This window comes from Verrucomicrobium sp. BvORR034, assembly GCF_000739635.1.
In the GTDB taxonomy this organism is placed as follows: domain Bacteria; phylum Verrucomicrobiota; class Verrucomicrobiia; order Verrucomicrobiales; family Verrucomicrobiaceae; genus Verrucomicrobium.
On record NZ_BATQ01000180.1, the window covers coordinates 39,005 to 58,323 of the forward strand.

Consider the following 19,319-nt stretch of genomic DNA (forward strand, 5'->3'; position numbering starts at 1 on the left):
CAAAAGATCCCACCCGTGACCATCTGGCAGGTTCCTGTCACAAATAAGAACATCCCAGCGACACTTTTCAAGGTTGGTTCGAGCATCCTGCAGATCACATGCGACGGCTACCCTGTGCCCCATCCTGTTAAGATATCGATCGAGCACGCCCCGAATGTCAGCATGATCTTCCACCAGTAAAATCTGGAGGCGCCTCGATGGAAAATGTTCATCCATGTGTTGAGACTAGATTGCTCACGTATCCGGACAATTCCCCCAATTGAGGGCCCGTAGGAGCAATCCTTCGGCCGGTTGCGAAGAAGCCCTCTTCCTCCAACCGCAACAATCGGTGCCTCTTGTACCAGACATCATGCCTTCCATGGACGAGTTTGAAATCTATATTCCGCTTCCGAAGGTCGATGGCACCGCAGTCCCCTCGATCATCCCACTACAGAAAGGCGGGGAGTACCTTTTCCCCAAACACATCGATAAACTCCTCCTGGTTCCTGCCAATGTTGTGTAGCACGATCTTGGTGAATCCAGCATCGATGTCATTCTGAACCCACTCCCTGTGTTGCTCCAGGCTGTCTGAAATCCGGATCATATCGTCCATGTCCTCAGGACGCACATGTTTGCCGATGGCGTCGAATTCCGCTGGGGTGCGAAGTTCTGCCAGGACATTGTTCTGAAATGCCACACTCCGCCATTGCTGATGGGCATTAAGACGCGCCTCCTGCTTCGTCGGCGCATAGGAAAGGCCGCTTTTGAGGTAAAGGGGTTTGCCTGCGCCACCTCCTCGATGAAAGGCCTCGACCATCTTCCGCAATTCCTCGGGGGGCTTAGAGACCGTAATGAGTCCATCGGCCCACGAGCCCATCCATTCAGCAGTGGCTTCGGTGATGGCGGCCCCGATGAGAAGTGGCGTCTGCCGCGGCAGCGTATAGAGCTTCGCCTCTTCCACCGTAACCAAGCCTCGATGCGTGACCGTATCGCCCGCCCAAAGAGCGCGAATGATGTCCGCGCATTCCTTTAGCCTTGCATTGCGGATGTCTTTTAGGGGCCACGGCTGCCCGGTGATCTTTTCATTAAGAGCCTCTCCGCTGCCTATCGCCAGCCAATAGCGCCCTTCGTACATCTCAGAAAGCGTCGCGGCGGCTTGGGCGACAACAGCGGGATGATATCGATAGCCGGGGCAACAGATCATCGCACCGGGCAGAGAAGTCGCCTGCAACGCAGCTCCCATCCAAGCCCAGGAGAAACCGGCCTGCCCCTGAGCCTCGCTCCAAGGATGAAAATGGTCCGAACTGAAGAACCCGTTGAATCCTGCCTTCTCCGCCTTCTGCACCCACCTCAGAAGCGCGCTGGGGGCAAATTGCTCATGCGAAGCATGATAACTGATCTCCAGGTCGCTCTGAGGGGTGGTGCTCACACGTGCGGATCGGATCAGGCAGCTGCGGACACGTTGATTTCCGACAAGGCAAGATCCGTCAGTTTCTTGTCGGTCGCGCCTTCTTCATCCAGCGTTTTCTGTAGGATCTTCTGTCCTTCTTTATCGCCAATGATTTCTGCCAGCGACCGGGCCGTGCCGTACCCTGCGATTTCGTAGTGCTCCACCTTCTGAGCAGCCCCGATGAGTCCGACATCCAGGATCTCTGGATCGGCTTCCTCTTCAATCAGCTCCTTGCCTTCCTCAATGAGACCCTCCATGGCTTTGCACTTTGGTCCCCGGGTAGTTTGTTTGTGACTGGCCAGGAGCTTCTCCAGACGCACGGCATGCTCCCGAGTTTCCTCCAGGTGAAGTTCGAATCCGGCGCGCAGCTTTTCATTGGTCGACGCCTTGGCCATTTTGGGCAGGGCCTTGATCAGCTGCTGCTCCGCGCTGTAGAGGTCCTTTAACTGGTGAATATAGAGATCTGTAAGGGTTTCTAGTTTCATACGTGGCAGATTCGGAGTCACTTCATTTGCCGGACGTAGATTATCCAAGGCAGTTACGCCCGGTCACATCTGCCAGCGGTCCCGCCATTTCGCGGCACCTGTTTCCGGCACGGTACGGCGACGTGGGGAGCGGTGCTCCCGCTTGGCGTCATCAAGGTTGTCCGAATTCAGTACGACGTATTTGTAGGCAAGGGGCCTCCCACAGGACTCCTCAAAAGCAATCTCGCCGAACCATGTGTTGTTGTTGACGCATTCAAGGTACTGAATGTGCTGCAAGTCCCACTCCCCTAATTCAGAACAGTCTCCCACGATGCCCACCCGGTCTCCAGGCTTCGTGAGGATACCGTCTACCTGGACATTGACCATCACGCGGGCTTTGAACGGCTTGCCCCTTATTGTGAAGACCAGCGCTTCCAGACTGTTCACGTGAAGCTTTGCGCGTCCCCCGTCCACCACCAGCTTCTTCCCCGTGAGGATACATTCATACGAGCCGTCAGGCATCTCCAGATCGTGCAGGAAAAGATCGCGAGCCACTCCACGATTGAGGACTACCATGCACCTGGAATCGCGGTAACGACGAAGGAACACGTACACATCCCTTTCGACGAGTTTCGGCCATACACCTCCCCATTGCACCGCAGAGTTGGACTTGCGTTCTGCACCGAGTATCCGGGTGATGCGACGTGCCTCCGTGTCCTCCCAGTCTTTCATCATGGGTCGATTGTACGGGTCACCACCCCCCTCCAAGTTCGAGTAGAGATATTGCTCGCATCCGTAGTACAAGCAGGGAATGCCTCTCACCGTCAGCAGGAGCACAAGCGCCAGATGGAGCCACTCTCGTTCAGGATTCAAGGACTGGAACCTGGGCATGTCATGATTCTCGATGAAAGTGACCAGCTCCGTGGCGCTGCGGTAGCGTTCATCCATGCCCAGTATCTCCTGCACCAGGTGAAAACCCTCTTCATTGCGCTCTCCCAAACAGTCTCGAATCGCGTGGCACAGGGCGAAATCCAGCAGGCACATTCCATCCTCGTTGGCATACTCCATGGCCCTCGCATTGTCCGGATGGCTGTCAATCCACTCACCAAACACGAAGACATCGGGCTTGAACGTGTGCATGTCGGTGACGAACTCCTGCCAGAACCACAGCGGCATGTGTTTGACAGTATCGATCCTCAGCGCATCCACTCCGCGGCTGAGCCATAGTTTGATCGCCTCCTTGATGTAGCGGCGATACCGGATGTTGTTCTCGTTGAAGGTCGCCAGCCCCGCGACATCTTTGTTTTGAATCTGCCATTCGTCCTGCCAGTCCGTCACATCCCCATAGTGATGGTACCAATGATCCACGTCATTTTCGTGATCGGCAACAAGCCTGCCGTCATCATATAGCTTGCCTTTCCCTTCCGTCGTTGATGGAGAACTGTGATTGCAGACGATGTCGAGCACGAACTTCATCCCTCTTTCGTGCAGTTCTGCCAGCAGGCGGTCAAAAAGGGTGTGTTTGCATTGGAAGAGGGAGCATTCGTCGGGATCATTGAGCCAGCGGGCATTGATGCGTTTAAAGTCACGGGTCCAATAACCGTGAATGGGCGCGCGGAGCTTCCCGCACTCCAAGGCTTCCACCTGCTCAAAGAGCGGGGTGAGCCAGATGGCCGTCACGCCCGTTTTCTGAAGGTAGTCCAGCTTGTCGAGCACCCCCTGAAGATCCCCACCCCAATACTTGTCCCAGTCTTGGTGGGAGGGATCGTTGAGCTCGTGATTACCAGCTAAATTACTGGGATTCCCGTCGTAGAAGCGGTCAACGACGATGAAATAAATCACCTCCCCACGAAAATCAATTTCCTCCGGGGTGAGTGGCGTTAGCTGCGCTGCGTCAAGTTCCGGCGTGTTCATAATAAGAGTTTACCTTCGCGTGGTCCCCAATGGGGCAGGCCCTTTCCCGTCAGAAGCCTGCGTGTTCTGATCGCATCCACCAGAGACCTTGGCCCTCACTCCCCGGTGTCCGAGTGCGGCGCATCCACCGGCTTGGACTCGGGAGAACCACGTTGCCTCAGATAGATGCTCAGGCAGACCATGCTGAGGATGGCGAGGAACTCGCTTTGCCAGTTCTGGAAGGATTCAAACCAAAACCTGCTGCTGCGCAGATACTCCGCCACCCGCATCTCAGGCTCCCCATGCTGCCTGAGTTCCTCATTGTAGTTCGCGCACCCGCTTACCGCGTGCAGGGCGAAGCAAAACAGGAACAGCACCACGAATGCGAGCGTAAGGGAGTGCTCATACACTTTCAGGATCCATCCGCCCTGCCGCACCGGCCAGGGCGCATTGGCCTTGTGTTTGGAAAGCCGGGGATCCCGATCCACTTCCTCCACCCTGTCTGGGTCCTTGGACTCAGAAGACCCCTTTTGAAACAGGAAGACGGTGACAAACACATAGACGGCCATTTGCAGGAATTCGGACTCCCAGTTTTCCGATGTAGCCTCCAGAAAATGAGATCCCGTCAAATACTCACCCATCGATTCGGCGCTCTCTCCATGACGAACTTTGTCTTTGTTTGACTCGCGGTAACCCGTCAACACCTGACCTGCAGCCAAGGTCGCGGCGAAGAGCAGGAACAGAGCAAGCGACAGACCGTTGTCCTTGAGAAAGCGCTTCATGCCAGCAGTTCGCCCAAAGTAGTCACAGCGGCTGCAACCATTCTTCGGAAGCAGCAGCCTGTTAGCTGAACTCCCTGATTGAGGCATCGTGGAGCACTACGGTCCACCCTCTGAGCAGCATTTCGCGATCCTGGTGTGATATGACTGCGGCTCCAGCCGTCTCAGAAACCATTTCGCCCCATCCCATCACCATGCCTGACGTAGGACTCTTCACCGCCACGGAACCTGTTTCGAGCGACACTCCCGTGATCATCAAGTTCAGTGTCGAAGTCGGGGGGCTCCCCGTCTATCAGGAGAGCTACGATGTAGACACCCTTCGCGAGGAGGACAAGGCCGACCCCGACAAGAGCGCCGCTCTCTGGCTCCGCAGGTTGCGATGCGTGCTGGAGTCCCGAGACCGTCCCGGCTTCAGTGCCGCACTGACAAGCTGTCTCGCCACAGGCATGTGCGGGGATCATGGCCAGAGCCCCGGTCAAAAAGTGATCGACCCTCTGGGCATTCCCACGGAAGATTCCTAGAACCCATCTGCATAAAATAACCTACATCTTGAAAGCTCATGAAAACCCTTTTGGTCCAGGCCACCTTTGTGACCTTCATTACCCTCGCCCTGCCGGCCGTCATCTGGGCTCAGAAAAAGACTGACTCTCATCCTCCGGATGCTGTTGAGGACGCACAGACGCCCCGTCAGGCAGACAAGACAAGAGTGGAGCAGAAGAAAACCGCTCACGATGCCGATGACAAATTCAAGGCGGACAAAGCAGCGCCTGCTTCCTCCGCCATCGCGACGCAACCTGATGGGGGGCAAATTCTGGGATTCGACTTTTACAGAGACCCTCTGAATGCAAAAGTTCCCCAGCAGACCTTTGGCGAGATCATGCAGGCTGACAAAGCAACCAAGTCTGCGGTGATGGAAGCTCAGGCGAAGCTTCTGGCCAAGAGATATGACTTGAATCCCAAGTTCGATCCTGTCGCCAAGATGTCCCGGGGCAAACCTGTGCCCCTGGGCCCCACCGCCCGCCTGGCTGAGGGAGTGAGTTGGGACAAATTGAACGAGGCTGCACCCGGGGACATCCGGAAGGCAGGGACGTTCCCTTACCCCGCCCTGCCACACCCGAAGCATGTGGCAGGCGGGCAGGTGTTCCCGGCCATGCAGACAGTCATTTTTCCACGATTGCAGCGGTTTGACGTGGATTTCGATCTGCCGGATGCGTTTCTGCCGGAGTTTCCTCCCGCCATCTTCCTGCAAAACCGACCGGAACTGGGAGATGTGTCACGGGGAGAAGTGGTCTCCATCAACAACTACTACAAGCTCTTCAAGGACTTGCTCACCCCCGTGCAACTGGATGGCCTCCGCCTCTTGCTGACGCCACTTCCTCAAGAAGAGTTCAATCCCACCGATGACCGCAAGACAGAGCAACCCAGCTTGGGGGTAACCTGTCTGGACTGCCATGTGAACGGACATACCACGGCCCAGTTTCACCTCAGCCCAGACATCCGGCCTCAGCAGAGAAGGCCCCGGCTTGATACCGTCAGTCTGCGAGGCCTGTTCAACCAGCAGGTCCATGGCTCCAAGAGGAGTCTCCGTTCCGTTGAAGACTTCACCGAGTTTGAGCAGCGCACCGCTTACTTTAATGGGGACCCCATCCATGCTTTCAAAAAGGGGGCGATGATTCTTGATCGAGTCCAGGTGAGTCACATGGCGCAGATGCAAAACATGTTCGACTTCCCGCCCGCTCCGAAGCTGGACCCCGCCACGGGTAGGTTGGATCGTTCCAAGGCCACAGATAGTGAGTCACGTGGTGAAGACTTGTTTTTTGGCAAGGCCAAATGCGCCACCTGCCACACGCCTCCCTCCTACCTGGATCATCAATACCATGATCTCATGGTTGAACGGTTTACCGACAGCCCGGCCCTTGGCCCCATCAAGACCTTTACTCTTCGCGGAATCAAGGACAGCCCACCTTATCTGCATGATGGCCGCTGCCTGACTCTAGAGGACACGGTGGAGTTCTTTAATCTGGTGCTACAGCTCAAGTTAAACTCGAGTGAGAAAGCAGACCTTTCCGCGTTTTTGAAGGCGCTATAACAGGGAGGCTTCCGGCCCGCCCATTGTTGAGCGGCTAAACAGGCTTCAATCTGATTGTTCAGCAACCGAAGATATTGCATCCAGCAAGTTGCCTGCATCCCAGAAGGATTTATACTCATTCAGTGTCTCTGAAGCAACACAGAGTCGTCAGACTGATCAACTATAAGAATTGCCCCTCACAACCGTTTTGCTAAAATGTCCTGATGTAGGCGTTCGAATTGACGTACGTGGACGGCACGGTGCTCAAATGCTTCGCTGAAAGAGTGCGCGAAACGGCACGATCCTTGGTCTTGATGGCACTCGATGGATCCGAGTCCGTGTATGACAAGAAGACAGTCTGCTGTTGGGAGGAGGTGCCTCTGGAGACGACGTTGCCCGCTGAGGCGAATTAGGAGTTTGTTCCTTTTCCAACCTTTCGAATTGTTCACGCGTTTTACTTCCGGCTCCAGATGGGCTTCAGCTCCAAAGGTGAATGTCAGCGATTGGGTGAGGCTGCTCCACCTCGTCGCCAACAAGTGGCGAAGTAGTGGTTCGCACCCAAAACGTATTCGCACCCCCTCATCCATTTACGATTTCTCCGCCATTGGGGTGAAGCACTTGCCCTGTCATGTAGGATGAGTCTTTTGATGCGAGAAAGACATAGCACGGCGCCACCTCATTGGGCTCCCCTGCCCTTCCCAGAGGGACATCGGAGCCAAAGGATGCTACCTTCTCCGCCTCAAAGGTCGAAGGGATGAGGGGTGTCCAGATCGGCCCCGGAGCCACCGCGTTCACCCGGATGCCTTGTTTGACCAAGGCATGCGCCAGAGATCTGGTGAAGGTCACAATGGCCCCTTTGGTGGCAGAATAGTCCAGCAGCGTCGGGCTGCCCCGGTATGCCGTGACTGAAGTCGTGTTGATAATGGCTGCGCCAGACTTGAGATGCGGCAACGCGGCTTTGCACAGATGAAACATGGAAAAAATGTTGGTGCGAAAGGTGCGCTCCAACTGCTCAGTGCTGATGTCGGCAAGGGACTTCTGGGGATGCTGTTCACCCGCGTTGTTCACCACAATGTCCAGGTGCCCATAATGGTTGAGGGTCTCTTCCACCAAGCGTTGGCACACGTGCTCATCGCCGATATCGCCCGCCACGAGATGGACTCGTTGCCCCAGTTCACGCACCTTCTCTGCAGTCGTCTGGGCATCTTTTTCCTCATTCAGGTAGCTGATCACCAGACTGGCCCCCTCTGCCGCGAAGGCGAGCGCCACAGCCCGTCCGATCCCGCTATCCCCTCCCGTGATGATGGCGACCTTGTGGTGAAGTTTTGGCACACAGGCTTCTGCTACGGGGTCGGCCTTCGGAAAGGGCTTCATTTCAGACTCCACACCGGGTTGTTGATCTTGATGCTGCGCGGGGCGAAGCGGCTTTTCATCCTGTTGCATCTGGGCCATAAGAGAGAAGGGTTCGAGGGTAGAATCAGTGTGCAAAAGCGCGCCATTCCTGGATCGTACCAGGGCTTGATAGTCGTGGAGAACAAGACTGCCTGATGGCCGGTTCAGGCGGGCTCATGGAATGGAAACGCAGAAACCCGGTCACTTCAGACACCAGGGCCTACGTCTTCTCAGCCAGTTGCTGGATCAGCCCGTAAGCGGCGAGTTGATTGCCGTTTTTCCATGCAGAGAGGGCCGTCCTCGCCTTTCTCCGCAGCAGGGTATCCTGCATGGGTGCTACCTTCTTTCTCTTCGCAGGCTCTGATGCCACCTTCTTGCGGACTCTGGGTGATTCGGCCTTAGTTTCCTTTTTGGCAGACCTTGCCTGGGGAGGCAGGTGAATGATATTTTGCGGCAGCAGTTCCTCACTCCCCTTCCGTTCGGTGACGGTCTTGAAAGATTGGACCTGTCGAGTTTTCACCAATGCGGGGGCCACCTTTTTGAGGCGTCGGCGGGGGGCCAGAGGCAACTCTTTCAGCAAGCGGTAGTCGATTCCCACCACTCGCTTCCCCGCGACATTCTTCAGACTCTTCGGAAACACCAGGATTTGCCCATCGAGGTTCTTGCCCAAGCCCACCTCACCCCAATCTTTCTTGGTGCCCGTGCGGGGTTGCATGAGCGTCATCACGCGATGCTGGGCGACGAGCTTGCGTAGGGCCGCGTCCCTGGAGGGGGTCTTCCATGGGAGATACACCTCCGGCTTGCCTGCATCTTTCACCACCTCCGTGAATCTGACAATGTTCATTTGGTAACGGCCTTCTGCCGAAAAGGGAATCGGAACCCATCATCTCACTGCGGCTGCCCCTTAACCCAGCATCGGGCCACTTACGGCTCCCTCCGTGTCTTGCCCTTCCACGATCCAGTGAGAGAACACATCTGTACGCCCCCATTGCCCCCTCCTCATGAAAACCAAATCCTACTGGCTGTCCCTCCCTCCCCGCACGCATGCCACCCCTTTAAACGGCGACAAGGAAGTGGACGTGCTGGTGATCGGCGGAGGAGTCACTGGCCTGACTACGGCGCTTCTTCTCGCCAAGTCGGGACTGCACATTGCCGTGGTGGAACGTCAAACCATCGGCAGCGGTGACAGTGGTCACACCACTGCGCATCTCACCTACATGACAGACACCCGGCTCTCTGAGCTGGTGACCAGGGTAGGAAAGGATCACGCGCTGGCGTCATGGGATGCGGGGGCCCATGCCATGCAGATCATTCATGATCTAGTGCAGGAATATCGCCTATCCTGCGAATTCCGGGTGGTTCCCGGCTTTCTGGCGCTCGCCGAGGATGCCTCCAGAGATGACGAGAGGAAGACATTGCGGGATGAAGCCACCATGATGATCGAACATGGATTCGAAGCCTCCTTTGAGGAACGGGTCCCCGTCACAGGGAATTGCGGCATCCGGATGGGCAACCAGATGAAGTTTCATCCCGTGAAGTATCTCCGGGCTCTAGCCCACCAGGCCGCGGCGCTGGGAGTGGGAATCTATGAACATACGGAAGTGGCGTCCTTTAAAGAGGATCCCCGGAAGGCGGTACTGACCAACGGCCATACCATTCGCTACGACAAGGTGGTGATTGCCACCCACATGCCTCTTCAAGGAAACACGGGAACGCTGGGGGCACTGTTCTTCCAGACCAAGTTGTACGCTTACTCCACCTATGCGATCGCCGCCACGATCCCCTCAGGCGCATTTCCTGAATTCATCTGGTCTGATACGGCGGATCCCTTTAACTACGTACGTGTGGATAAGGGAGCAGAAGCGGACGTGGTTGTGCTGGGAGGTCAAGATCACAAGACGGGCCAGAAATTGGACACGGACGCCTGCTACCGCCGCCTTGAGGATACCCTGTCGCGATGGATGCCCGATGCCGTGTCAACCTATCGGTGGTCCGGCCAAGTCATCGAGACGCCCGACGGATTGCCCTACATAGGGACCGTGGATGAACATCAGTATGTGGCCACCGGCTTTTCCGGGAACGGCTACACCTTTGGCACACTGGCTGGGGCCATCATTCATGACGCCATCACGGAAACCAAGAACCCCTGGGCGGATCTCTTCTCCCCTGCACGTAAGAAACTCTCCGGCGCATGGGACTATCTCAAAGAGAATGCGGACTACCCCTACTATCTGCTGAAGGGCTTCGCTGCCTCCCTTGGAGGCTCATCCAACCAACCAATGGGCAAAGGAGAAGGCAAAGTTTCTCGCCGGGGTGGCAAACGAATCGCCATGTGCTGCGATCAACAAGGGCAAGTGCACACTGTATCCTCCGTCTGTCCGCACCTTGGCTGTATTGTGGGCTGGAATGCTGCAGACCAGACGTGGGACTGCCCCTGCCACGGGTCGCGGTTTCACAAAGACGGCAGCCTTCTGGCAGGGCCCGCAGAAAAGGGTTTGGACGCAATCGCAGCCAGCGACACAGGCCAGACCCACTAGCGCTGGTTTTGCCCGGGCGAGCGCCACCGGGAAAGGTCGTGGCGTTTTTTCTTCGTCCACCAGAGCTCTGGAGAGCGGGATGGCTCGCCATTTTTCCTACCACATGGGTACCCCTGCTCTCTGTACTCTGATACCGGCATCCGGCACGATCCTGACTATTCGTAGATCAAAGTCGATGTCATACTGAACCTTTACTAATCACCTTTGGGCTTCATGGCCCGGTAGTCCTGAAGGCGGAAGTATCACTTGTCATCTCTTCAGACCGATCCACAGACCGCCATGAAGTCCATCCGCTCTGACACTGGATAACGTGATCAGACAACTTGCGAGACACGGTCACCCTCGCCGCGGCTCCGAGATCCTGCCACGCAAGAAGTCTTCGTCAGCTGCCAGCCACTCTACTTTCATCCAGCGCAACAGAGGGAATGCAAATTGTAGAAGCCGAACACATGGAAACCAGGGGTGGAAAAATCAGCTTCACCAATCAGCAAGAATGCCGCGTGTTTCGACGCCATGAAGTCAACTTGGGAGATGAATGCCAGACCCGGGAAAGAGCCGAAGCTGTTCATACTGAATTTCAGATGGACTCGTCACCACATCCCCCAGTGACACTCACAGGTCTCCTGCGAGGTTAAGACGCCCCGAGTGATACGCATGTGACGTCATATGCTGGCTCGCCGCCCTCTGCGCGATGAAAATTCCACTTTTTCACCAGGAACCAGCTCTGCTTTCAGAAACCGTTTCATGTGTTCCAACGCCAGACGGGTGTCAGAGCGCTTCTCAGAGGCCACGCAGTCCGGTGGCACCACTATTTTATAGTCCCTCATGTAGGCGTCATTGGCAGTGTAAAGAACACAGAGATTCGCTGCAAATCCTGTGAGCACGAGCCGCGTTACGCCCAGATGCACCAGCAAGACGTGCAAGGTAGTGGAGTAAAAGCCAGAGTGCTTGGGCTTGAGCACAAAATAGTCGTGGTCCCCCGGGGTGAGAAGACGGACAATCGACGCTCCCGGAGCGGGCGGACTTGCGCTGGCAATGCTCCACCTGCCGCCGGAAGTCTGACTGCCACATGCCAAAATTGTCGTTCACATAGATCACAGGCACTTTTTTCTTTAGCGCCCTAGCTTTCAGCAAAGCAATGTGTTTGGCCGCCGGCAGCGCAGTTTTCACCAAGCTCCGCCCTCCGGGAAAGGCCATGTCATTGATCACATCGATGAGCACAAGCGCCCAGCCTCGCGCCTTTCTGGAAGTGAGGTGAGCCTCGGCCCGGGTGGTCTTCATAGGAAGGAAAAATCGAGGAGTGCGCGGGATCGTGCTCTCACGCCACCCTCTTCCACGAAATCGGAGCTGCCCGGGCAGGAGCGTTGGTGCAAACGAGCACTCGGTGCGCTGAGACGACCCTCCACCTGGGCAGGCCTCAAGAGGCCAAGACTCGCTCCCGCCCTTCCACAGCGAAGTTAACAAGCTCCTCAGCCGAGCGGAGATCCAGCCTCGTCATGATGTTGGCACGGTGGGTCTCCATGGTCTTGCTGCCAAGCCCGAGTCGCTCCGCTATTTGCTTCGTGGCATATCCTCTCGAGGGCCATTGGAACACCTCCATCTCACGATGGGTGAGGCCAGAAAGATGTTCCCGATCAAAGGCGGCATGACACTCAGCATGTTCCAGAGCGTGCAACAGGTGGGCGACCATCTTGGGAAGCAGGAAATATTCCCTTTTCAAGGTCTGCACTGCTCCAACAATCAGGCTTGGCGGCTACAAATGGAGCGGAGTGGCTTCAGCAAAAAAGCGCACCCACGTCGCACTTCTATACGACGCGGCCCGCAGCATCCGTGAGACACAAACAACAAGCCGACGCGCCCATCCTGATCCCTCGCGACGATCCTTCCCACCTGGCTTTTCGCCGCAATATCCCGGATCTCCCCATCAGGCTGATTCAGAGTAGCGGACGGTTTTGATTTCCCACGTTGGGACCTGGGGCTTCGTCTATCGGGCGGGGCATGAGATGCTGCTCAGCGAACTTCAGCACAAATTGAATGAAAAACGGAGTCGCGGTTTTGAGGACCACTCCGGCCAAATAGGAGACCATGCCTACCTTGGGTTTCGCAGAATCCTCTGCCCGCACCTGAGGCATACCTCTCTTTACGCTCTCCCGACGGTGATTTAGGATCTGCTCTCCTTCATCCGGTGCCGCCCGGATCTTGCCCTGGGAACTACGCTGCATGAGCACCGCCACGGCCACACCGATGGCCGCGACACCGAGCAGCGCAGACCAGGTGTGTTCCTGCGCGAATTTCTTGACTGCTTTTTTGGGGTTGAGTCCATTGCGCACCCATTGCGCTTCCGCACTTATTTCACGCCGTCCGGCCTGGAGCGTGGCAAGGGCCTGCTGTTTCAGTGCGGTTTTCCCTTCAGCCATAACCGGTCCTTCCTAAATTGGTTGATGGTTTCTCTGAACCACGCGCCCTTCACGGCACGTTTCCACATGAGCAGAGCTCCGCCAAGCGTCGCCAGCGCATGAACCCCGCCCGAGATCGCAACCGCCTTGATCTAGCTCCAATCAAGGTACGAAATCAACATGCCCACCAGGGCCGTGGCCAGCATCGACCACGCTACGAAGAGGGTCACCGCGCACAGGGCTGCCACGATCAGGAGATACGCCGCCTGGGAAACGGCTTCCTTGGCCTCGATGCTCAGCAGCAAGCCACGGCCCTCAAGGTATTTCAACACGGGATCCAGCAGACGGTGGGAGAAGACGGAGTCACCTGGCTTTCCCCTCGCCGATATCATCGGAGGACGGCCGGCAGCTGGCCGAACCGATACCCCATCCCTGGCAACCATGCCCGGATCGTAGCAAGGCATCGGGGCATCTCCGGACAACGTTGTTCCCTTCATCTCTTCCTTCGCAGAATCTGACTTGGGCACCTTGACCTCCTCCACCCTGCGGGCCTCGGGTGCCGGTTCAATCACCCGCCCCCGCACTGAGGCATAGGCCTGGGTGAACTCTGCGCCAAACAGAAGAATACAGGAGGCATAATACACCCACAATAAGAGCAGCACGACCGAGCCTGCCGACCCATAGGCGTCTGCTGTGCTTTCCCTGCCCAAATACCACGCCAGCGCAAACTTGCCGAGCTCGAAAAGAACGGCGGTCATGAGCGATCCAATCCAGACGTCCCTCCAGCGGATGCGTACATCCGGGAGAAACTTGAAGAGGAACGCAAAGAGGGTGGTCGCCATGGCCAGGGAGATGACGGAAGTAAGGATCGTCCACACCCAGGCGGGCAACTCCATCACGTTCTCCATGCTCTTGCTCAACGTAGCTAGGAATGAGCTTGCCAGAAGAGAAACCAGCAGCAGAAGGCCGATGACCAGCACCATGCCAAAGTTGAGAAACTTTGATCGGATGAAGAAACCCCACCCAGCTCCCTTCTTTATTTCAACATCCCAGATGGTATTGAGAGCATCTTTCAACTGACCAAGTACCCCGGAGGCACCCATCAGCAGGGTGGCCGCTCCCACGAGCGCAGCCACCACCCCACTCGAGGGCTTGGAGGCACTCTCCACCATGGTTTGCACACCTGCCGCGGCCTGCTTCCCCACGTATCCCTCAATGGTCCTGTAGAGCTCGCCCGTCGCCGCTTCATCGTCCAGCACCAGTCCCGCGATCGCCAGGGCGATGATGAGCAAAGGGGCGATGGAGAACACGGAGTAGTAAGCCAGGGCCGCACTCAGGCGCAGGGCGTTGTCTTTACTCCAGTCGTTGACCGTGGCTTTCAACAGCCCGGCCCAGCCTTTTATTCCCGCCGGAGCCATGGTGGATGGGATGGTGTCCATACATTGTGCGCAGCCTCGCTCAGAGTTCCCACGACCCTGTTTCACTCTCAGGGCGTGGCATGATTCGAATCACTCCATTTGCTCATCCAGGTCTCCACACACTCCACAAGGTCCGCGACCAAGATCCCGTTGTAGGAAGCTTCGGGAGAGACATCTGCGGAATGGTCTTTCAGCGCCATCCAGACTACCTCCAGAAACTGATCGGAGCACTTCAGCAAGACGTCGGAAGGCGGCCCGTCTGCGGGCGATTCAATCGAGACCGATGTCCGGGCATCCTTAAGCAGCACTCCGGTATCCGGTGCCACCTCGGCGAGCATCAGTTGAACAGCCTCCACTTCCCTGCTTGGAACGACAAAGGGGTTCATGGGAATGTGCCTCATCAGTCACCTTTGTCTCCCTGGCCCTTGTCCGCTTTTGTCCGGGCCTTTCGCCGGCGGTCCGACGAGAGGGACCGGCCCACGTCGTCTGATTCGGAGAACTGTCCTTGCGAGTTCCGGCGCACATACCGCTTGTCGCCGCTGTGGGGTTCAATGAGGTGACGTTTCGAGTTCATACCCAGAGTTCGCACATCGATTCACGGCGGGCGTATGGAGTTACCATCAGGTCAACGGACCACTCCATGACCATTGCATCGACCCAACCCCCCCTCGCTGCAAGCCCTCCGCGCATTCCCTGAACTGGCCATCAGGCCAAACCATGGTGCCGATACTCATTCACCTGTGGTTGGGCCGGGGCACAGAGCGATCACGGAAAGGCCGGTGCCTTCCAGCTCTAGAGACAGCCCTTCAGTCCATGAGAGCACAAAGGCCTTCGTGGCATGGTACACGTTGAGCAGCGGCCCTGCTTCAAAGCCCGCCACAGAGGCAGTGTTCAAGATCCGCCCTTCACCGCGCTCGACCATTGCTGGCAGAAAGGTGTGGGTGAGGCGCAGCACCGACCCGTGACAAGAGCAATGGGCTGCGCATTCATGCTCCACTATGGCGAAGGGCTCCGCAGCGGTTGTACTCCTGACCTACGGTTCAGGTGGAGGTCCCCGATGTCCTTCCATCTCTTGAGCCCTATGATGCGCCATCAACTCTGCGGCTGGGGAGCATCGCCTTCAGAAGCCAGGAGAGCAACGGGATCCGGCTGACTCGTGTTGACACCCATCCGGTAGTAGAGAGGACAATGTGCCGAGACACTGCGGGCGCACAGGGCAAGCGCACTAGCGTGCAGGGCGAATGCCGCCAAGCCCCGTGAGCGTAGGCCTATCGCAAACAGGGCTCCAGAAATCGCCATCGTCATAGCGCGCTCGTTGCTGCCGACGTTTTTATCGAGCTGCCTACCAAGCTCGACCACTGCGGGAGCTTCTGCAAAGGGTTGGTAAGTGAGGGACATATACCTTCAGATCGAGCCTCCATTTACCTAGGCCTCAAAAATTTGCATGCGAACACCACCTTTGGAGGACGGTCTATTCAACGACGAAGACAGCCGACCCGAGTCCTTCACTCAAGAGTCATTTCTTCGTCTCTCAGTATGATTCACAACGGAATCACTGCACCCATCCCGGCCGTGGCGGACACATAACCCGATCCTTTGGCATGCGCATCAAGCGCGAATTCATGAATGAGCCAGTCATCCCACTTGGCCACGTTACCCATGCCTTATGCCTGTTCGTCCTGCCACCCCGAAGAAGTCTGAATCCCCGCCTTGGGATGGCGGTGGCATCTTGCGACACATCTACATCTCAAAAGGCCACGACTACTGGAGACGTCAGGGTGAGGGTCGGCTACAGCATGGGATTCTGGAGGTTTCTGAAATCGAATGCATTGCAGGAATGGGCCTCAAAGGGGACCGCTACTTTGGCTATCGTCCCTCATACAAAGGTCAGGTCACTTTCTTCGATCTCAAAACCCTGCAGGAGATAGGGGACCTCTTCAAGCTCCCCAAGTTGCCAGCCTCCGTCTTCCGGCGAAACCTGATTGTTGAAGGACTCGATCTCCGGGCCTGCCTTGGCAGACGCTTTATCTTTCAAGGAGTCCTCTTCGAGGGAAGCCAGGAGTGCAAACCCTGTCATTGGATGGACCGCGCCGTAGCCCCCGGGACTGAAACCTTTATGAAAGCGCAGTTCCGCGGCGGATTGAGGGCGAAGATTCTTGAGAACGGCGTGCTTCATGTGGTCCCCCTCTGTGCCTGATCTGCACCCCCCTGTGGGCAACGATTCGAAACTGCACCACCGAAACATAATGGCGGTTCAATGAGCCTACTCCAGATTCATCCCGCGTAAAAAATAATGTAGGCGCGGGGCACCATAACACCCCGATCTCATGGCGCTGGACCCAATCCAGCCCAAATTCAAACACTCAAAAATATGTCATTCATCTGGATGTTGATCATCGGCCTTATCGTCGGAGCAGTCGCCAAGCTCCTGATGCCTGGAAAAGATCCCGGCGGCATCTTTGTCACCATGGTGATCGGTGTCGTGGGCGCACTCGTCGCTGGCTTCCTGGGCCGCTCGCTCGGCTGGTACAACGAAGGGGAGCCCGTGGGGTTCATCGCCTCCGTCATCGGTTCTATTCTCCTGTTGATCATCTACCGGCTGATTACCGGCCGCAGCCGGGTTGCGTAGCCCCGGAGGAAAAATCAGAACTAACCATCTACTGGAAAAAAATCCCATGAGCACTTCACAATCACAAAGCCAGAATCAGTTCGACCGCGACCGCAACGAAGATCCCATCACGGGTGAGCCTGGCGCCCATCCCATCGGCACGGGCGTCGGAGCGGCAGGAGGTGCGGCAGCCGGCGCTGCCATTGGCTCAGCCGCGGGCCCGGTGGGCGTGGCCGTGGGTGGCGTGATCGGCGCCGTGGCAGGTGGCCTCGCAGGCAAAGGGGTCGCAGAAGCGGTGGATCCCACTGTTGAAGACGCCTACTGGACCGAGAACTACCGCAGTCAGGACTATGTGGACGCCGATGCCACCTACGATGATCTGGGACCAGCTTACCGGACCGGATACGAAAGCTATCGCTCGGGCAAGTATACGTCATACAACGAGGCGGAGACCGATCTCGAACGAAACTGGGACTCCGTGAAAGGAAAGTCCCGGCTCGCCTGGGACAAAGCCAGACACGCCTCACGAGCCGCCTGGGACAGAGTGGAACGAGCCCTGCCAGGTGATGCAGATCGTGACGGCAAATAAGCCACCCTCGCACTACAAAACCCGCAGTTTGCACTGCGGGTTTTCATCTTTTTCAGAGTGTATAGCCGGATGACCGAGATAAACCCTCTCCGAGGCACTGATCCCCATCATGAAATCACAGAACACCACCCGACGTAATTTCCTTGCCACCACGGCCCTCGGCTCCGCTGCCATGGTGGCCACAGCCAGTGCTCAAGCAGCCTCTGGCGCTGCGTCCACCCAGAGCACACATTATCGGCCACCCCATCGTTTTGGCCTTGGTGGGGTCGCGATTGGCAACGGATTCAAGCCCACCTCTGACTCGCAAGCAGAAGAAACTTTGGCAGCAGCATGGGCCAGTGGCGTGCGCTACTTCGACACCTCCCCATGGTATGGTCTCGGCCTGAGCGAACGCCGCTTCGGCCACTTCCTGCACAACCAAAAGCGTGAAGACTACGTGATATCGACCAAGGTGGGCCGCCTGCTGAAAGCCGGGAAGCCAAGCGACAAGCTGTTGTGGAAGGAACCCTCCCCGTTCGTCCACACCTATGACTACACCGCCGACGGAGTCCGCCGTTCCATCGAGGACAGTCTGCAACGGCTCGGCGTAGAGAGCATCGACATCGTCTTCATTCACGACCTATCTCCTGACAATGGCGATCTGGGAGAACGCTGGACAGAGCAATTCAACATCGCCGCGAAAGGCGCAATGCCTGCATTGACCAAGATGCGCGAGGAGGGTCTCGTCAAAGCATGGGGCTTGGGTGTCAACACGATCGAGCCCGCGCTCGCCACGCTGAAGGTGGCCGATCCCGACATCTTCCTCTCCGCCACACAATACTCGCTGATGCATCACGAGGATGCCCTCAATCGGCTTTTCCCTGCCTGTGATGCCCGCGGAGTTTCCATCGTAGTGGGAGCACCGTTAAACGCAGGCTTCCTGGCTGGCTTGGATCGCTATGACTATAGCGGAAAGATGCCCGAGGGCTTCAAGGAGAAACGTGCCCGCATTAGCGCCCTTGCCAACAAACATGGTACCGACCTGCGCACCGCTGCCCTGCAGTTTACGGCCGCTCCACCTACCGTATCCGCCACCATCCCCGGGGCACGCAGCGCCCAGCAAGTGACAGAGAACGCGACCTCGATGAAAGCGCAGATCCCTGCCGCGTTTTGGACAGAACTGAAGAATGAAGGGCTCATTGCCAAGACCGCACCCACGCCAGTATCAAGCAATAGACGCAACGACAAAAGGAAGTGACGCGGGCAGCATCACCAACGTTGTCCGAGACCGCTGGTGCGACTCTCTCGCAATAACTAACCCAACCACGCCTCTAGAAAACTGGATGAGGCGACAATATGTGCAATTCAGATTCGTCATACACGCACACGCCTCACAGGCACCGTATCATGGTCTCAAGGAGCCCCGTCCTCAAGCGAAGAATGAACACCCTGAGGGTGCTAGCAAATTTTCGCGTCGGGATTTCATCTCACACTTTGGAACGTCAGGCATTGCCGCGAGTTCCGTGATGCTGGTTTCACCGCTGTCGGACGCCGCCCAAGTGAAACCTGCCGCTGGAAATCCCCCCGAAGGGTTTATGGAGGTCAATCTCACGGTGAACGGCAAGAAGCACACGGTGCAGATCGATCCACGCAGCACCCTGCTGGATACCCTCCGTGAGTCCCTGCATCTCACGGGCACTAAGAAAGGATGCGATCATGGCCAGTGCGGTGCCTGTACCGTACATGTGAACGGTGCGCGCGCCAATT

Annotated in this window: 21 protein-coding genes; 8 read left to right on the plus strand and 13 right to left on the minus strand. The window is 57.0% G+C overall.

Annotation, left to right across the window (positions count from 1 at the left end; all coding sequences use genetic code 11):
* Window positions 1-427 precede the first annotated feature (427 nt).
* From BV034_RS31910 to BV034_RS31925, 4 genes are all read right to left on the minus strand, one after another.
* Entirely contained in the window at window positions 428-1,384 is a 957-nt protein-coding gene (locus BV034_RS31910) for a TIGR03885 family FMN-dependent LLM class oxidoreductase (protein ID WP_050031004.1), read from the minus strand.
* Window positions 1,385-1,422: 38 nt separating this feature from the next.
* On the minus strand, window positions 1,423-1,914 hold the full coding sequence (locus tag BV034_RS31915; protein ID WP_050030991.1) for a ferritin-like domain-containing protein: 492 nt from the start codon (window positions 1,912-1,914) through the stop codon (window positions 1,423-1,425).
* A 63-nt stretch (window positions 1,915-1,977) separates the two neighbouring features.
* The gene (locus tag BV034_RS31920) at window positions 1,978-3,807 is read right to left on the minus strand and encodes an alpha-amylase family glycosyl hydrolase (protein ID WP_050030992.1); all 1,830 of its coding nucleotides are present in this window, start codon (window positions 3,805-3,807) and stop codon (window positions 1,978-1,980) included.
* A gap of 95 nt (window positions 3,808-3,902) precedes the next feature.
* Window positions 3,903-4,568 carry a DUF6766 family protein gene (locus BV034_RS31925; RefSeq protein WP_050030993.1) on the minus strand — a complete coding sequence of 222 codons (666 nt, stop codon included), beginning with the start codon at window positions 4,566-4,568 and terminating at the stop codon, window positions 3,903-3,905.
* Window positions 4,569-4,759: 191 nt separating this feature from the next.
* On the opposite strand from BV034_RS31925, the gene BV034_RS31930 reads away from it, so the two are divergent.
* Entirely contained in the window at window positions 4,760-5,086 is a 327-nt protein-coding gene (locus tag BV034_RS31930) for a hypothetical protein (RefSeq protein WP_265593700.1), read from the plus strand.
* 38 nt (window positions 5,087-5,124) lie between these two features.
* Window positions 5,125-6,654, plus strand: a complete 1,530-nt coding sequence (locus tag BV034_RS31935) for a hypothetical protein (protein WP_050030995.1) — start codon at window positions 5,125-5,127, stop codon at window positions 6,652-6,654.
* Window positions 6,655-7,212: 558 nt separating this feature from the next.
* On the opposite strand, the gene BV034_RS31940 is transcribed toward BV034_RS31935, so the two are convergent.
* Window positions 7,213-8,076, minus strand: a complete 864-nt coding sequence (locus BV034_RS31940; protein ID WP_050031005.1) for a glucose 1-dehydrogenase — start codon at window positions 8,074-8,076, stop codon at window positions 7,213-7,215.
* Window positions 8,077-8,245: 169 nt separating this feature from the next.
* The gene (locus tag BV034_RS31945; protein ID WP_050030996.1) at window positions 8,246-8,869 is read right to left on the minus strand and encodes a hypothetical protein; all 624 of its coding nucleotides are present in this window, start codon (window positions 8,867-8,869) and stop codon (window positions 8,246-8,248) included.
* A 157-nt stretch (window positions 8,870-9,026) separates the two neighbouring features.
* On the opposite strand from BV034_RS31945, the gene BV034_RS31950 reads away from it, so the two are divergent.
* A complete protein-coding gene (locus BV034_RS31950; protein WP_050030997.1) occupies window positions 9,027-10,562 on the plus strand; it encodes an FAD-dependent oxidoreductase in 1,536 nt (511 codons plus the stop codon).
* A gap of 662 nt (window positions 10,563-11,224) precedes the next feature.
* On the opposite strand, the gene BV034_RS36920 is transcribed toward BV034_RS31950, so the two are convergent.
* The 7 genes from BV034_RS36920 to BV034_RS31980 all read right to left on the minus strand — a co-directional run bounded on the left by BV034_RS36920 (window position 11,225) and on the right by BV034_RS31980 (window position 15,373).
* On the minus strand, window positions 11,225-11,638 hold the full coding sequence (locus BV034_RS36920) for an isochorismatase family cysteine hydrolase (RefSeq protein ID WP_343123303.1): 414 nt from the start codon (window positions 11,636-11,638) through the stop codon (window positions 11,225-11,227).
* A gap of 341 nt (window positions 11,639-11,979) precedes the next feature.
* Window positions 11,980-12,282 carry a helix-turn-helix transcriptional regulator gene (locus BV034_RS31960; RefSeq protein ID WP_265593701.1) on the minus strand — a complete coding sequence of 101 codons (303 nt, stop codon included), beginning with the start codon at window positions 12,280-12,282 and terminating at the stop codon, window positions 11,980-11,982.
* Window positions 12,283-12,496: 214 nt separating this feature from the next.
* Window positions 12,497-12,979: a hypothetical protein gene (locus tag BV034_RS31965; protein ID WP_050030999.1), complete on the minus strand. Its 483-nt coding sequence runs from the start codon at window positions 12,977-12,979 to the stop codon at window positions 12,497-12,499.
* 131 nt (window positions 12,980-13,110) lie between these two features.
* Window positions 13,111-14,397, minus strand: a complete 1,287-nt coding sequence (locus tag BV034_RS31970) for a YihY/virulence factor BrkB family protein (protein WP_063768963.1) — start codon at window positions 14,395-14,397, stop codon at window positions 13,111-13,113.
* 47 nt (window positions 14,398-14,444) lie between these two features.
* Window positions 14,445-14,762 carry a hypothetical protein gene (locus BV034_RS31975; protein ID WP_038160050.1) on the minus strand — a complete coding sequence of 106 codons (318 nt, stop codon included), beginning with the start codon at window positions 14,760-14,762 and terminating at the stop codon, window positions 14,445-14,447.
* Between the two features lie 14 nt (window positions 14,763-14,776).
* Complete coding sequence (locus tag BV034_RS36625; protein ID WP_265593702.1) at window positions 14,777-14,950, minus strand: hypothetical protein; 174 nt, start codon at window positions 14,948-14,950, stop codon at window positions 14,777-14,779.
* A gap of 156 nt (window positions 14,951-15,106) precedes the next feature.
* Window positions 15,107-15,373, minus strand: coding sequence for an SDR family NAD(P)-dependent oxidoreductase (locus BV034_RS31980; RefSeq protein ID WP_265593703.1), 267 nt, complete (start codon window positions 15,371-15,373; stop codon window positions 15,107-15,109).
* 840 nt (window positions 15,374-16,213) lie between these two features.
* Between BV034_RS31980 and BV034_RS36925 the strand changes: the two genes are divergently transcribed.
* The 5 genes from BV034_RS36925 to BV034_RS32010 form a co-directional block, all read left to right on the plus strand.
* Window positions 16,214-16,573: an MOSC domain-containing protein gene (locus BV034_RS36925; RefSeq protein WP_343123304.1), complete on the plus strand. Its 360-nt coding sequence runs from the start codon at window positions 16,214-16,216 to the stop codon at window positions 16,571-16,573.
* A 174-nt stretch (window positions 16,574-16,747) separates the two neighbouring features.
* A complete protein-coding gene (locus BV034_RS31995; RefSeq protein WP_038160054.1) occupies window positions 16,748-17,005 on the plus strand; it encodes a GlsB/YeaQ/YmgE family stress response membrane protein in 258 nt (85 codons plus the stop codon).
* A gap of 46 nt (window positions 17,006-17,051) precedes the next feature.
* On the plus strand, window positions 17,052-17,573 hold the full coding sequence (locus BV034_RS32000) for a hypothetical protein (protein WP_038160057.1): 522 nt from the start codon (window positions 17,052-17,054) through the stop codon (window positions 17,571-17,573).
* Between the two features lie 109 nt (window positions 17,574-17,682).
* Entirely contained in the window at window positions 17,683-18,810 is a 1,128-nt protein-coding gene (locus BV034_RS32005) for an aldo/keto reductase (protein WP_050031003.1), read from the plus strand.
* A gap of 301 nt (window positions 18,811-19,111) precedes the next feature.
* The coding region (locus tag BV034_RS32010; RefSeq protein WP_265593705.1) for a 2Fe-2S iron-sulfur cluster-binding protein at window positions 19,112-19,319 on the plus strand (208 nt) is incomplete at its 3' end.

Excerpts from the sequence above, each read along its gene's own strand:
- BV034_RS31915 (WP_050030991.1), bottom strand. The coding sequence starts at position 1,914 with ATGAAACTAGAAACCCTTACAGATCTCTATATTCACCAGTTAAAGGAC.
- BV034_RS31920 (WP_050030992.1), bottom strand. The coding sequence starts at position 3,807 with ATGAACACGCCGGAACTTGACGCAGCGCAGCTAACGCCACTCACCCCG.
- BV034_RS31925 (WP_050030993.1), bottom strand. The coding sequence starts at position 4,568 with ATGAAGCGCTTTCTCAAGGACAACGGTCTGTCGCTTGCTCTGTTCCTG.
- BV034_RS31930 (WP_265593700.1), top strand. The coding sequence starts at position 4,760 with ATGCCTGACGTAGGACTCTTCACCGCCACGGAACCTGTTTCGAGCGAC.
- BV034_RS31935 (WP_050030995.1), top strand. The coding sequence starts at position 5,125 with ATGAAAACCCTTTTGGTCCAGGCCACCTTTGTGACCTTCATTACCCTC.
- BV034_RS31940 (WP_050031005.1), bottom strand. The coding sequence starts at position 8,076 with ATGCAACAGGATGAAAAGCCGCTTCGCCCCGCGCAGCATCAAGATCAA.
- BV034_RS31945 (WP_050030996.1), bottom strand. The coding sequence starts at position 8,869 with ATGAACATTGTCAGATTCACGGAGGTGGTGAAAGATGCAGGCAAGCCG.
- BV034_RS31950 (WP_050030997.1), top strand. The coding sequence starts at position 9,027 with ATGAAAACCAAATCCTACTGGCTGTCCCTCCCTCCCCGCACGCATGCC.
- BV034_RS31965 (WP_050030999.1), bottom strand. The coding sequence starts at position 12,979 with ATGGCTGAAGGGAAAACCGCACTGAAACAGCAGGCCCTTGCCACGCTC.
- BV034_RS31970 (WP_063768963.1), bottom strand. The coding sequence starts at position 14,397 with ATGGACACCATCCCATCCACCATGGCTCCGGCGGGAATAAAAGGCTGG.
- BV034_RS31975 (WP_038160050.1), bottom strand. The coding sequence starts at position 14,762 with ATGAACCCCTTTGTCGTTCCAAGCAGGGAAGTGGAGGCTGTTCAACTG.
- BV034_RS36625 (WP_265593702.1), bottom strand. The coding sequence starts at position 14,950 with ATGAACTCGAAACGTCACCTCATTGAACCCCACAGCGGCGACAAGCGG.
- BV034_RS36925 (WP_343123304.1), top strand. The coding sequence starts at position 16,214 with ATGGGCCTCAAAGGGGACCGCTACTTTGGCTATCGTCCCTCATACAAA.
- BV034_RS31995 (WP_038160054.1), top strand. The coding sequence starts at position 16,748 with ATGTCATTCATCTGGATGTTGATCATCGGCCTTATCGTCGGAGCAGTC.
- BV034_RS32000 (WP_038160057.1), top strand. The coding sequence starts at position 17,052 with ATGAGCACTTCACAATCACAAAGCCAGAATCAGTTCGACCGCGACCGC.
- BV034_RS32005 (WP_050031003.1), top strand. The coding sequence starts at position 17,683 with ATGAAATCACAGAACACCACCCGACGTAATTTCCTTGCCACCACGGCC.